Source organism: Rhodococcus sp. Leaf247 (assembly GCF_001426185.1).
Lineage (GTDB): Bacteria > Actinomycetota > Actinomycetes > Mycobacteriales > Mycobacteriaceae > Rhodococcoides.
This window is the reverse complement of record NZ_LMRP01000002.1, coordinates 38,707-50,953: the sequence shown is the minus strand read 5'-3', so window position 1 is coordinate 50,953 and position 12,247 is coordinate 38,707. Positions and strand designations below refer to the sequence as shown.

Annotated in this window: 14 protein-coding genes; 8 read left to right on the top strand and 6 right to left on the bottom strand. The window is 67.7% G+C overall.

Annotated elements, in window-relative coordinates:
- Position 1 precedes the first annotated feature (1 nt).
- Positions 2-1,219 carry an acyl-CoA dehydrogenase family protein gene (locus tag ASG64_RS09710; protein WP_027507258.1) on the top strand — a complete coding sequence of 406 codons (1,218 nt, stop codon included), beginning with the start codon at positions 2-4 and terminating at the stop codon, positions 1,217-1,219.
- Between the two features lie 47 nt (positions 1,220-1,266).
- Entirely contained in the window at positions 1,267-2,268 is a 1,002-nt protein-coding gene (locus ASG64_RS09705; RefSeq protein WP_056074280.1) for a phosphotransferase family protein, read from the top strand.
- Here ASG64_RS09705 and ASG64_RS09700 read toward each other — a convergent pair.
- Together ASG64_RS09700 and ASG64_RS09695 are read right to left on the bottom strand one after the other, a co-directional pair.
- Entirely contained in the window at positions 2,222-3,448 is a 1,227-nt protein-coding gene (locus ASG64_RS09700) for a benzoate/H(+) symporter BenE family transporter (RefSeq protein ID WP_056073113.1), read from the bottom strand. The genes ASG64_RS09705 and ASG64_RS09700 overlap by 47 nt on opposite strands.
- Positions 3,445-3,885, bottom strand: a complete 441-nt coding sequence (locus tag ASG64_RS09695; RefSeq protein WP_056073110.1) for an acyl-CoA thioesterase — start codon at positions 3,883-3,885, stop codon at positions 3,445-3,447. Before ASG64_RS09695 ends, ASG64_RS09700 begins: the two co-directional genes overlap by 4 nt.
- A gap of 137 nt (positions 3,886-4,022) precedes the next feature.
- On the opposite strand from ASG64_RS09695, the gene ASG64_RS09690 reads away from it, so the two are divergent.
- A complete protein-coding gene (locus ASG64_RS09690; protein ID WP_042575629.1) occupies positions 4,023-4,766 on the top strand; it encodes a GntR family transcriptional regulator in 744 nt (247 codons plus the stop codon).
- Positions 4,767-4,821: 55 nt separating this feature from the next.
- A complete protein-coding gene (locus ASG64_RS09685) occupies positions 4,822-5,667 on the top strand; it encodes an SDR family NAD(P)-dependent oxidoreductase (RefSeq protein WP_235579554.1) in 846 nt (281 codons plus the stop codon).
- Between the two features lie 47 nt (positions 5,668-5,714).
- Here the strand turns inward: ASG64_RS09685 and ASG64_RS09680 are convergent, their stop codons facing one another.
- A complete protein-coding gene (locus ASG64_RS09680) occupies positions 5,715-6,173 on the bottom strand; it encodes a PTS sugar transporter subunit IIA (RefSeq protein WP_056073107.1) in 459 nt (152 codons plus the stop codon).
- Complete coding sequence (locus ASG64_RS09675; protein WP_042575529.1) at positions 6,170-6,400, bottom strand: glucose PTS transporter subunit EIIB; 231 nt, start codon at positions 6,398-6,400, stop codon at positions 6,170-6,172. The genes ASG64_RS09680 and ASG64_RS09675 overlap by 4 nt, the downstream gene beginning before the upstream one ends.
- A gap of 245 nt (positions 6,401-6,645) precedes the next feature.
- On the opposite strand from ASG64_RS09675, the gene ASG64_RS09670 reads away from it, so the two are divergent.
- Genes ASG64_RS09670 through ASG64_RS09655 form a run of 4 tightly spaced genes read left to right on the top strand, consistent with a single transcriptional unit; the run spans position 6,646 to position 10,637 of the window.
- A complete protein-coding gene (locus tag ASG64_RS09670) occupies positions 6,646-7,872 on the top strand; it encodes a PTS transporter subunit EIIC (RefSeq protein ID WP_235579600.1) in 1,227 nt (408 codons plus the stop codon).
- The gene (locus ASG64_RS09665; protein WP_082518370.1) at positions 7,869-9,041 is read left to right on the top strand and encodes an N-acetylglucosamine-6-phosphate deacetylase; all 1,173 of its coding nucleotides are present in this window, start codon (positions 7,869-7,871) and stop codon (positions 9,039-9,041) included. Before ASG64_RS09670 ends, ASG64_RS09665 begins: the two co-directional genes overlap by 4 nt.
- A complete protein-coding gene (nagB, locus tag ASG64_RS09660; protein WP_056073104.1) occupies positions 9,022-9,801 on the top strand; it encodes a glucosamine-6-phosphate deaminase in 780 nt (259 codons plus the stop codon). Before ASG64_RS09665 ends, nagB begins: the two co-directional genes overlap by 20 nt.
- Before the next feature lie 32 nt (positions 9,802-9,833).
- Entirely contained in the window at positions 9,834-10,637 is an 804-nt protein-coding gene (locus tag ASG64_RS09655; protein WP_042575526.1) for an SDR family NAD(P)-dependent oxidoreductase, read from the top strand.
- Between the two features lie 3 nt (positions 10,638-10,640).
- Here the strand turns inward: ASG64_RS09655 and ASG64_RS09650 are convergent, their stop codons facing one another.
- Both ASG64_RS09650 and ASG64_RS09645 read right to left on the bottom strand, forming a co-directional pair.
- Entirely contained in the window at positions 10,641-11,459 is an 819-nt protein-coding gene (locus ASG64_RS09650; protein WP_056073101.1) for a shikimate 5-dehydrogenase, read from the bottom strand.
- A gap of 18 nt (positions 11,460-11,477) precedes the next feature.
- Entirely contained in the window at positions 11,478-12,200 is a 723-nt protein-coding gene (locus ASG64_RS09645) for an HNH endonuclease family protein (RefSeq protein ID WP_442971133.1), read from the bottom strand.
- Positions 12,201-12,247: the final 47 nt, after the last annotated feature.

Sequence of the window (12,247 nt, the reverse complement as noted above, 5' to 3'; positions counted from 1 at the left end):
CATGGATTTCGCGTACTCGGACCGGTGCAAGGACTACCAGCAGCGCCTGCTGGCGTTCATGGACGAGAAGGTCTATCCGGCGGAGGCGGTCTACGCCCAGCAGATCCTGGAGTCCGGTGATCCGCACTTCCAGCCGCCGATCCTCGAGGAACTCAAGGCCGACGCGAAGTCTCGCGGCCTGTGGAATCTCTTCCACCCGGATCCCGCCTACGGCCCCGGTCTGACCAACGCAGAGTACGCGCCGCTCGCGGAGATCATGGGCCGTAGCCCCGCGATCGCGCCCGAGGCCTGTAACTGCGCCGCACCCGACACCGGCAACATGGAGGTGTTCACCCGCTTCGGTACGGACGAGCACAAGGAGAAGTGGCTCGCCCCGTTGCTCGAGGGCACCATTCGCTCGGCCTTCGCCATGACGGAGCCCGATGTCGCCAGCTCCGACGCGACGAACATCGCGATGTCCATGGTGGCCGACGGCGAGGACTGGATCCTGAACGGTCGGAAGTGGTGGACTTCCAACGCTTTGCACCAGAACTGCAAGGTTCTGATCGTCATGGGCAAGACGGCGCCCGAGGCGTCGACGTACGAGCAGCAGTCGATGATGGTCGTGCCGATCGACGCGCCCGGCGTCACCGTCCTGCGCGGCCTGCCGGTGTTCGGATACCAGGACCGCGAGGGTCACGCCGAGGTCCTGTTCGAGAACGTTCGCGTCCCCGGCAAGGACGTGCTCGCCGGACCGGGTGCCGGCTTCATGATCGGCCAGGCGCGACTGGGCCCCGGCCGTATCCACCACTGCATGCGTGCGATCGGAATGGCAGAGCGCGCACTGGAACTCATGTGTGACCGTGCGTCGTCCCGCGTGGCGTTCGGCAAGCCGATCGCGGCGCAGGCCAACATCCAGGACTGGATCGCCGAAGCCCGCATCGACATCGAGATGGCCCGCCTCCTCACGCTCAAGGCCGCCTGGATGATGGACGAGTTCAGCAACAAGGAAGCACGCGTGGAGATCGCGGCCATCAAGGTCGCGGCGCCCGCGATGGCCCTGAAGATCGTCGACCGCGCCATCCAGGTGCACGGCGGCGGCGGTGTCTCCGACGACTTCCCGCTCGCCAGCATGTACGCCCACCTGCGGACGCTGCGTCTCGCCGACGGTCCGGACGAGGTGCACAAGCGGACCATCGCACGCACCGAGCTCGCGCCCTACCGGAAGATCGACAAGTGACGACGGGAACGACACCGGGCCTCGACGACGGCGCGGTGACGGCGTGGATGGAGAGCCTCGACATCGGGGTCTCGGGGCCACTGACCTTCGAGCGCATCGGCAACGGGCAGTCCAACCTGACGTTCGCCGTCGGCGATGCCGCCGGTGGTCGGTGGGTGCTGCGGCGTCCGCCGCTGGGCACGCTGCTGGCGTCGGCGCACGACGTCGCTCGCGAGTACCGCATCCTGTCGGCCTTGCAGCAGACTGCCGTTCCGGTGCCGACGACGATCGCGCTGACCGACGATCCGGCGGTCACCGATGCTCCCCTGGTCCTGATGAGCCATGTGGACGGGCTGGTGATCGACAGCCCGACCGTCGCGGAGACGCTGTCGCAGGCACGTCGTCGGACGATCGGTGAGGCCATGCCCGCCACGCTCGGCAAGATCCACGCGGTCGATCTCGACAGCACCGGCCTCACCGATCTGGCGAGTCACAAGCCCTACGCTGCACGGCAATTGAAGCGATGGTCGTCGCAGTGGGCGCAGTCGAAGACGCGGGACGTCCCGGACATCGAACGCCTGGCCACCGCGCTCGCGAATTCGGCTCCGGAGCAGACCGAGGTCTCGCTGGTGCACGGCGACTTCCATCTGAGCAACATCATCACCAGCGGAGTCGGTGAGAGCAACGTGGACGACGCGATCGTCGCGGTGGTCGACTGGGAGCTGTGCACGCTCGGTGATCCTCTGGCGGATGTCGGTGCGTTGCTGGCCTATTGGTCGCAGTCGGACGACGGCGCGGCGGGTCTGTTCATGTCCTCGACTCTCCCCGGGTTCCCGTCGCGCGACGATCTGGTGGAGATCTACGCACGGACCACGGGGCGCGACGTGTCGTCCGTGGGGTACTGGCACACGTTGGCGCTGTGGAAACTGTCGATCATCGCCGAGGGCGTCATGCGTCGAGCCATCGAGGACGAGCGCAACCGGGCACGTGACGGCTCGCCGACCACGGACCTGGTCGACGGCATCATCGCGCGGGCGGTGTCGACGGCGGAGTCGGCCGGGATCCTCTGATACTTACCGGCGTGCGTGACAGACCGATGCGGACGACGAGTCCGAGAACGAGGGCCCAGAAGGCCGATCCGATCCCGGCGATGCCGACGCCCGATGCCGCCACCACGAAGGTGATGGCAGCAGGGAGGCGTTCGGCCTCGTCGCCGAGTGCCGCTGCGAGCGACGCCGCCAGTGTGGCCAGCAAGGCCAGTCCGGCAACGGTTTCGACGATGCCGGCCGGGGCCAAGGCGACGAGCGTGGCCAGTGCTGCGGACGCGACCGCCAGGACGAGGTAGGACGCGCCGGCGGACACCGCAGCGATCCATCGACGATCCTTGTCCGGGTGGGCGTCGGGCGCGGCCGCCAAGGCGGCACTGATCGCCGCGAGGTTCACGGCGTGCACACCGGCCGGCGCCGTGACGGCCGTACCGACGCCGGTGACGGTCATCGCCGCTCGCCACGGCACGGTGTACCCGAACGAGGCCATGACAGCCGTGCCCGGGATGTTCTGCGACGCCATCGTCACGATGTAGAGCGGCAGAGCGATGCCGACGAGCGCCTGCCACGTCCAGGTGGGTGCGACGAGGTCGAGGCTCGGCAGCAACGATCGGGCGTCCACCGCGCTGCCGTTCGTGATCAACGAGATCCCGATGACGACAGCAGCTACGGCGAACGCCGCCGGGACCGCCCACCGCGGTGACAGGCGCAGGAAGACGATCCACGTGAGCACGACGGGCGCAACCGCTGCGGGGTTGTCCGCCAGGGCGCGCACGGGCTCGATGCACAGCGGCAGGATGACGCCGGCCAGCATCGCCTGCGCCAGCGGGACGGGAATGGACGCGATGACGCGTCCGAGGCCGGACCACACGCCGGTCAGCACGATGGCGAGGCCGACGGTGACGAATGCCCCGACGGCGGCGGGCCACCCGCCCACAACCGCTCCCGTGCCCGCCAGCAGAGCGGCCCCGGGTGTCGACCACGCGAGGGTGATCGGAATGCGGTAGCGCAGTGCGAGACCGGTGATTCCCAGCGCCATCACCAGAGACATGGCGAAGAGCCCGGAGGCGGCCTGCGCCTCGCTGGCACCCACGGATCGGAGGCCGGTGAGGACCACCGCGAACGAGCTGGTGAATCCGACGAGCGCGGTGACCACCCCCGCGCCGATCGGCAGCGCGAGGGACACCCGCCCCGGCTCGGTCACCGCCCGAGCGCCTCGACGACCGTGCGGATCTCGGCAGGGACCGGTACCGGGCGCCGGGTCACCGCGTCGACGTACACGTGTACGAACCGCCCCACGGCCGCCGGAGTGAGACCGTCGTCGTCGACACGGAAGATGCTCAGCGCGTACACGATCGAGGTGTTCCCGAGCCGCTCGACGGCGATACCCACCTGCAGGTCGTCGGGAAAGCTCAGTTGGCTGAGAAACGTGCAGGACGTTTCGGCCACCACACCGATCGCCGGAAGGGCGCGGATGTCGAGGCCGGTGCTCTTCATGAGCCACCCGTTCACCGCGGTGTCGAAGTACGAGTAGTAGGTGACGTTGTTGACGTGCCCGTAGTGGTCGTTGTCCTCCCAGCGGGTGGCCACGGGCCACAGGACGGGACAGTCGGCTGCAGACGGAACGGCGCTCTCGCTCATGGGGTGAGGATTCCATCCCCGTGCGCCTTTCGCGTATCCCAGGGTGCGCAAAAGGCGCGCGCGTCATGGCCACGGTAGTAAGTTGGACGGGACCAGTCCGTACCGCTCGCGCAGACAATCCGGGAGTACACGCCGTGGTGATGCCCGTCCACCTTCGCGACAGTGCCGTGCCCAAGCACGAGCAGCTCCGCACGATCCTGCTGCACCGGTGCACCAAGGAACTCCAGCCCGGCGATCTGATGCCCAGCGAGCGGCGCCTGATGGAGGACTACGGCGTCAGCCGGATCACCGTGCGCGAGGCCATCGGTCAGCTGGTCAACGAAGGCCACGTCGTCCGGGTACGCGGCAAGGGGACGTTCGTCGCCAGCCGCCCGGTCCAGTCCCGGCTCCATCTGGCGTCGTTCTCCGAGGAGATGCGCGCCCAGGGTCTCGAACCGACGACGGTCGTTCTGTTCGCTCGCCTCGAGGACCCGTCCGCCGCAACGGCGCGGGCGCTCAACCTGTCCGACGGTGGCAAGGCGTATCACATCAAGCGACTCCGGCTGGCGGACGGCGAACCGGTCAGCGTCGACGACGGCTGGTTCGACCCGACCGTGCTGCCCGGGCTCGTCGACCTCGATCTCAGCAGGTCGATCTACGACGCCATGTCCTCGCACTACGACGTCACGATCGACCGGGCGGAACAGACGGTCAGCGCCATGGCTGCCGACAACGACACGGCCACGCTTCTCGGCACGAAGCGCGGCGCGCCGGTGTTGTACTTCGACCGCGTCTCCTTCGGCGGCGAGCGTCCGGTCGAGCACACCGAGAGCTGGTATCGCTGCGACAGATATCAACTCACGATGGAGGTCCAGGGCGGTCGGCGGCCGCAGCGTCGCTGACAGGCCTCGTAGACTCGGGGGGACCGCTCACCCTCTGCAGACCGGAAGGTCCCCCGTGCCCAGTTCCAGTTCGTTGACAGGTCGCACCATCGTCGTGACAGGAGCGAGCGACGGAATCGGGAAGATCGCCGCGAGGACGCTGGCCGGGCGCGGTGCCGACGTGCTGATCGTGGGGCGGTCACCGGAGAAGACAGCCGCTGCAGCGTCCGAGATCGGTGGCCGGTCGTTCGTCGCCGATTTCGCCTCGTTCGACGACGTGCGGCGGGTCGCGGAGGAGATCTCGAACTCCGTCGACCACATCGACGTCCTGCTGAACAACGCGGGCGGAACGTTCGATCCGAAGAACCGCACGGCCGAGGGTCACGAACCGAACGTCCAGATCAATCACCTGTCACCGTTCCTGCTCACTCACCTGCTCCTCGACCGTCTCGGCGGGAGTGCGGGGAGCCGCATCGTCAACACGTCGTCCGTGGGGAACCTCGGCGGTCGGATCGACCTGCAGGACATCGCGTTCGACGCGTCGTCGCCGGCCGAGTTCCGTGCGTACTGCACCAGCAAACTGATGAACATCGGCTTCACCTACGGCGCCACGGCGCGCTGGGCCGATCGGAACATCACCTCTGTCGCCGTGCATCCCGGCGCTGTGCGCAGCAACTTCGGCCACGACAACGTGCTGTTCCGGCTCATCTACCGCACTCCGCTCAAGTACGCGATGTCCATCAGCGCCGAGTCCGGTGCCGAGCCGTTGGTGGCGCTGGCCGCCGACCGTTCCGACGCCGAGATCTCGGGAATCTACTACAGCCGCAACAGCGCTCGCGGCCGCGTCAACGGGCAGATCGACAAGCCGGGAATCGTCGACGGCCTGTGGACGGAGTCCGAGAAGCTGGTCGGCCTCGCCTGAGCGCCTGAGCGCCTGAGCGCCTGAGCGCCTGAGCGCCTGAGTGCCGTTCAGAGGGCGTACAGCGTGTCGCCCACCGCGACCGACTCGCCGACGGACGACGTGACGATCGAGTCCGCCGGCGAGTCCATCAGTACGACGGGGCACACGTCGTCGTAACCCGCGGCGGCGACCGCCGCCGGGTCGTAACGCACCACGACGTCGCCGGCAGTCACGGTGTCCTTCTCTGCCGCAACCAGTTCGAACCCGACGCCCTTCATCTTGACGGTGTCGATACCGACGTGCACCAGGACGCCGCGCTTGTCCGCTGTCATGACCACGAACGCGTGCGGGTGCAGTTTGAGTATGCGGCCGGACACGGGGGAGTGGACGTCGATCATCCCGGTCGCCGGAGCGGGTCTGACGGCCACGCCGGCCCCCACCATCTGGGACGAGAACACCGGATCCGGTACGTCGGCGAGTGAGATGACGGTGCCCGCGAGCGGGCTGCCCACGGCAGTCTCGGTCACAGGATGTCGTCGATGTCCTCGGCGAGGTTGTCGGCCTCGGGTCCGACGATCACCTGCACGGCCGTGCCCTTGTGGAACACGCCATGGGCTCCCGCGGCTTTGAGAGCCGCCTCGTTCACCAACGACCCGTCCTTGACCTCGGTGCGGAGTCGGGTGATACACGCTTCGATCTCCACGATGTTGCCGGCTCCTCCGAGCCCGGCGACGATGGCCTCCGCCTTGGACATGCAGTGCTCCTTCGGTGAGATGTTCGGGTGGGCGTGCTCACATTCAGCGTTTGACATCAGGCTTCCACCTGGTCAAACTACAACTGGTTATGACCGGACAGTACCCGTGACGGAACCGGTCCACAACATTCGACGAGAAGAAGGTTGCCATGGCCGGCAAGACTGCCTCCGAATCACCGACAGCAACTCCCCCGCAGAAGGATTCCCGCGCTCTCGCAGGGCTGCAGCGCTTCGGTCGCAGCCTCATGCTGCCCATCGCGGTGCTTCCCGCAGCCGGCATCCTGCTCCGCATCGGTCAGCCCGACCTCCTCGGTCGCTTCGCACCACTCGAGACCACGGCCTCCGTGATCTCGGCGGCCGGCCAGGCGGTCTTCACCTGGTTGCCCCTCATCTTCGCAGTCGGCATCGCGATCGGCTGGGCGAAGAAGGCGGACGGATCCACGGCCCTGGCCGCAGTCGTCGGATACATGGTGGTGGACGGCGTGTTCACGGCCATGTCCCCGGTCGTGCTCGACGGTGAGGTGGACGCGAACGGCGACCCCGCCGTCATCGACTACGGCGTGCTCGCCGGCATCGTCATCGGTCTGCTGTCCGCCATGTTGTGGCAACGCTTCTACCGTCAGAAGCTGCCCGACTACCTCGGATTCTTCAGCGGTCGGCGCCTCGTTCCCATTCTCACCGCCGTCACGGGTCTCTTTGTCGCCGTGATCATGTCGTTCATCTACCCGCTGTTCTTCAGCGCGCTGAACTGGGTGGGCAACACGGTCGCCGACCATTCGGTGGTCGGCAGCGGTATCTACGGATTCGCCAACCGGATGCTCATCCCCACCGGTCTGCACCACATCCTGAACTCGGTCGTCTGGTTCCTGGTGGGCGACTACACCGACGCGAGCGGCCAGATCGTCCGAGGCGACCTGAACCGCTTCTTCGCCGGGGATCCCAGCGCCGGAGTCTTCATGACCGGCTTCTTCCCCATCATGATGTTCGCGCTCCCTGCCGCGGCGTTCGCGATCTACCGCAACGCCAAGCCGTCGCAGAAGAAGCTCGTCGGCGGCATCATGCTCTCCACCGGTCTCACCGCGTTCGTCACCGGCATCACCGAGCCGCTCGAGTACTCGTTCATGTTCGTCGCCTGGCCGCTGTACATCGTGCACGCGGTGCTCACGGGAACGTCGATGGCGCTGACCAACGCCCTCGGTATCCATGACGGCTTCTTCTTCTCCGCGGGCGGTATCGACTACCTGCTCAACTACGGAATCGCCACCAAGGCATGGCTTCTGATCCCGATCGGCCTCGTCTACGCGGTCATCTACTACGTCCTCTTCAGCTTCGTCATCAAGAAGTGGAACCTGCGCACACCCGGCCGGGAGGACGACGTCACCCTGGACGACACCGCCACGGCCACCACCGGCACCGCCAAGCCCGTCGCCGACGGCACCCCCGACGCGCCGACCGGTACCGACACCGCGTGATCCGGCATCTGCGCGGCCGGGTCGTGACGGTCGATGCCGTCCTCGACGACGGCATCGTGGAACTGGACGGCGAGCGCATCTCCTGGGTGGGCGACGCCGCGGCGCGGCCCGATCTGTCCGTGCCGCGGTCGGAGTCGACGATCCTGCCGGGCATGGTCGACCTCCACTGCCACGGCGGCGGCGGAGCGAGCTTTCCCGACGCGACCGGCGCTACCGTCGGCGCGGCGGTTGCGCACCATCGTCGCAGCGGAACCACGACGATGCTCGCGTCCCTGGTGTCCGCGCCCGCCGAGGTGTTGGTGCGCCAAGCCTCGATGCTGGCGCAGTTGTGGCGCCGGGGCGAGATCGCGGGAATCCACCTCGAGGGACCGTTCCTTGCTGTGAGCCGCTGTGGTGCACAGGATCCCGCGTCGATCGTTCCCGGCGACCCCGAGCTGTTCGACGCGGTGGTGGACGCGGGCGGGGGAGCGGTGCGGTCGATGACCGTGGCGCCGGAGACACCGAACATGTCGGCTCTCGCCCGGGCGATGGAGCGGGCGGACGTGCGCCTCGGCGTCGGTCATACCGAGGCGGATGCGGCCACTGTGCGGTCGACGATCTCGTCGTTCGGCGCGCCGGTCAGCGCAACGCACTTGTTCAACGGCATGCCGCCGCTTCACCATCGTGCGCCCGGCCCGGTCGCCGCGTGCCTGGCCGCGGCGGCGCGCGGGGAGATGGTCGTCGAGTTGATCGGTGACGGAGTGCATCTCGACGCGGACACCGTGTCGATGGTGGTCGACCTCGTCGGTCCGGACGCCGTCGTCTTCGTGTCCGACGCGATGGCGGCCGCGGGCATGGACGACGGTGCGTATCGCTTGGGGGCACTGGACGTGACGGTGGTCGGCGGGGTCGCGAGGTTGTCCGAGGGCGGCGCGATCGCCGGCGGGACGTCGACCGTGCTGGACATCGTTCGCCGCGCCGTGGCGGAGTCGGGTGTCGACCTGGTGTCCGCGGTGAGAATGGGATCGACGACACCCGCAGCGTTCCTGGGGCTCGGAGACAGCGTCGGACGGCTCGCCGCCGGGTGGCGTGCCGACGTGGTGGTCACCGACGGTCACCTGATCCCCACCGATATCTACCGAGCAGGTCATCTCGAAGGAGGCGAGCCGAATGGAGATCGTCATCCGTGACGACGCGGATGCGGTGCACCGGACCGTGGCGGACATTCTCGACCGACGGGTACGCGGCGGTCCCGCGGTTCTGGGTCTCGCCACGGGGTCCACGCCGTTGGGCACCTATCGCGAACTGGGAAGGCGATGCCGCGAGGAGGGGTTGTCGTTCGCGCAGAGCCGCGCCTTCCTCCTCGACGAGTACGTCGGTCTGCCGGCGGAGCATCCGCAGTCCTACCGGTCGGTGATCCGGGACGAGTTCGTCGCCGAGGTGGACATCGATCCGGAATCGATCGACGGTCCGGACGGCGAAGCGTCGGACATCGCCGCCGAGGCCGCACGGTACGACGCCGCCATCGCAGCGGCGGGGGGTGTCGACGTCCAGCTGTTGGGCATCGGGACCGACGGGCACATCGGATTCAACGAGCCGGGCTCGTCCCTGGTCTCGCGCACGCGCGTCAAGACGCTCACCGAGCAGACCCGACAGGACAACGCACGGTTCTTCTCGTCGCCGGCCGAGGTACCGCATCACGTGATGACGCAGGGTCTGGGCACGATCCTCCAGGCCCGCCACCTGGTACTGATCGCGTTGGGCGAGGGTAAGGCGTCCGCGCTCGCCGATGCGGTGGAAGGTCCGCTGGCCGCGTTCTGTCCGGCTTCGGTGGTACAGATGCACGCCCACGTCACGGTCGTTGTGGACGAGGGCGCGGCGTCCCGGCTCAGGCTCGGTGACTACTACCGGTACGCATTGTCGGAGAAGCCCACATGGCAGCACTTCTGATCGGAGTGGGCGCCGCCTCCTAGAGTGAGCGCATGACCGTCGATACCCTGCGTGAACGTCTCCGCGGAAGCACAGTTCTGATCACCGGCGCCAGCTCGGGGCTGGGTGTCGAGTTCGCTCGCCGCTTCGCCACCTACGGCTGCGATCTGGTTCTCGTCGCCCGGCGGTTGGACCGGCTCGAGAAGCTGGCGTCGGAACTGTCGACACGGCATGCGATCACCGCGACGCCGGTGGCTGCCGATCTGGCGGTTCCCGGTGCAGGGTCTGCCCTGAAGGCGTCGCTCAGCCATCAGGGCATCACGGTGCACTCCTTGATCAACAACGCGGGCTTCGGCACACACCAGCCGTTCGTCGACGAGGATCCGGTGACGCTGAGCAACGAGATCGCGGTCAATGTCGGTGCAGTCGTCGATCTCTCGCGGGCGTTCCTGCCCGAGATGCTCCAGCACGGGTCCGGTGTGCTGCTGACGCTGGCCAGTACCGCGGCGTACCAGCCTCTGCCGGGAATGGCGGTCTACGCCGCGACCAAGGCATTCGTCCTGAGTTTCACCGAGGCGTTGGCCGTCGAGACCCGCGGCACCGGCGTCACGGTCATGGCCGTCTCGCCCGGTCCGACCGAGACGGAGTTCTTCGAGGTGGTCGGCGGGGACGACGCGGCCTTCGGTGCCATGCAGACGGCGACCCAGGTCATCGACACCACGTTCGCGGCTCTCGAATCGAAGCGTCCTCCGGCGTCCGTGGTGTCCGGTGTGAGCAACAAGTTGCAGTCCGCCGGCGTGCGGTTGCTTCCTCGCTGGGCAGCGCTGGAAGTGACCGCCCGCATGTTCTCGAAGTGAAGGTCAGCGGCGGGAGAACTCGGACGCGCGCTGGATCTGCTCGCTGCGCAGTGTCACGCCCGTGTAGAGCGTGAACTGAGCGGCAGCCTGGAGGGCCACCACGTCGGCGCCGGTCACGACGGGTTTTCCTGCTGCTCGCGCCGCGACGATCAACGGAGTCTCGCTCGGCACCGCGACGACGTCCATCACCCCGCGTGCCGACGCGATCTGCTCCGTCGAGAACGGGAGGGAGTCCGCGTCGGGTCCGCCGGACATTCCGACGGGAGTGACGTTCACCAGCAGGTCGGCCTCGACCTCGTCGGCTGACCTGGCCCATCGATAGCCGTAGCTGTCCGCGAGCGCCGGACCCGTCGTCTCGTTGCGGGCGACGACGGTGCCGTCGGTGTATCCCGAGTCGCGCAGTGCCGCGACGACGGCCTTGGCCATGCCGCCGCTGCCGGTGACGGCCACCGACCAGGACGTGTCGAACGCCGAGCGGGCCACCAGGTCGACGACGGCCTGATAGTCGGTGTTGTACGCGTGCAGGACACCGTCCTCGTTGACGATGGTGTTGACCGAGTCGATGGCGGACGCGGAATCGTGCATCACGTCGATGTGCTCGATGCAGGCTTCCTTGAACGGCATGGACACACCGCACCCGCGGATGCCGAGCGCGCGGATGCCCGCGACGGCCGCCGGAAGGTCGGTGGTGGTGAAGGCCTTGTAGACGAAGTTCAGGTCGAGCTCGTCGTACAGGTAGTTGTGGAAACGGGTCCCGATGTTGCTGGGCCGCCCGGACAACGACATGCAGAGTTGGGTGTCTTTGGTGAACACGCGCGACATGAACGGAAGCTTACGGATCTAGGAACAGGATTCCGAGACCGTCGTCAACACGTCCCTGTCCGCCGTGGTGATCGGCAGGCCGTATCGCACCGCGACGGTGAGGAAGCGGCCCGCGTAGAAGCAGTGGTACGCGCCGTTGGGCGGCATCCACTCCGACGGAGTCTTGTCGCTCTTGGACTGGTTCTCCGGCCCCGACACCGCCATGAGGTTGTAGGTGATGTCGTTGGCGAAGCGGATGCGCTGCTCGATCGGCCACTGCCACGCGCCCATGTCCCAGGCGGCGGCCAACGGGTAGGTGTGGTCGATCTGCACCGCGCCGGCGTCCTGCTTGGTGAAGGGGAGCACCGAGCCGGTGAACGGGTCGTTCAACGACCCTGCGACGACGACGCAGTCGTTCGTGCCCGGACGGAACTGGACATCGGTGAGGGCGATCTGCAGCACGTTGTCGCGGGTTCCGCACCCGTCGTGACCACCGGGGCCGTCGTAGTCGTCCGTCCACGCCGGGCCGAAGACGCAGCCGTCGCCCTGCTTGCAGCTGCGTTCGTAGCCGGGGACGTCCGGCCGGGAATCGACCACCGCCGTCTGCGCGAGGAGCGAATCGATCTGCGATGTTGGCGGACTCCCCGGCGCGGGGATCGGTGCGCCCAGCAGTGTCGAGCATCCGGCAGTCAGAACCAGAACGACCACGGCGGCGAGAGCGAATCCGTAGCGACGGATCGGCCCGGTCGTGGAAGTGGTCACGGGAACCGAGTATGCCGGGTGGGTCCGACACGAACGGCACCTCCGTG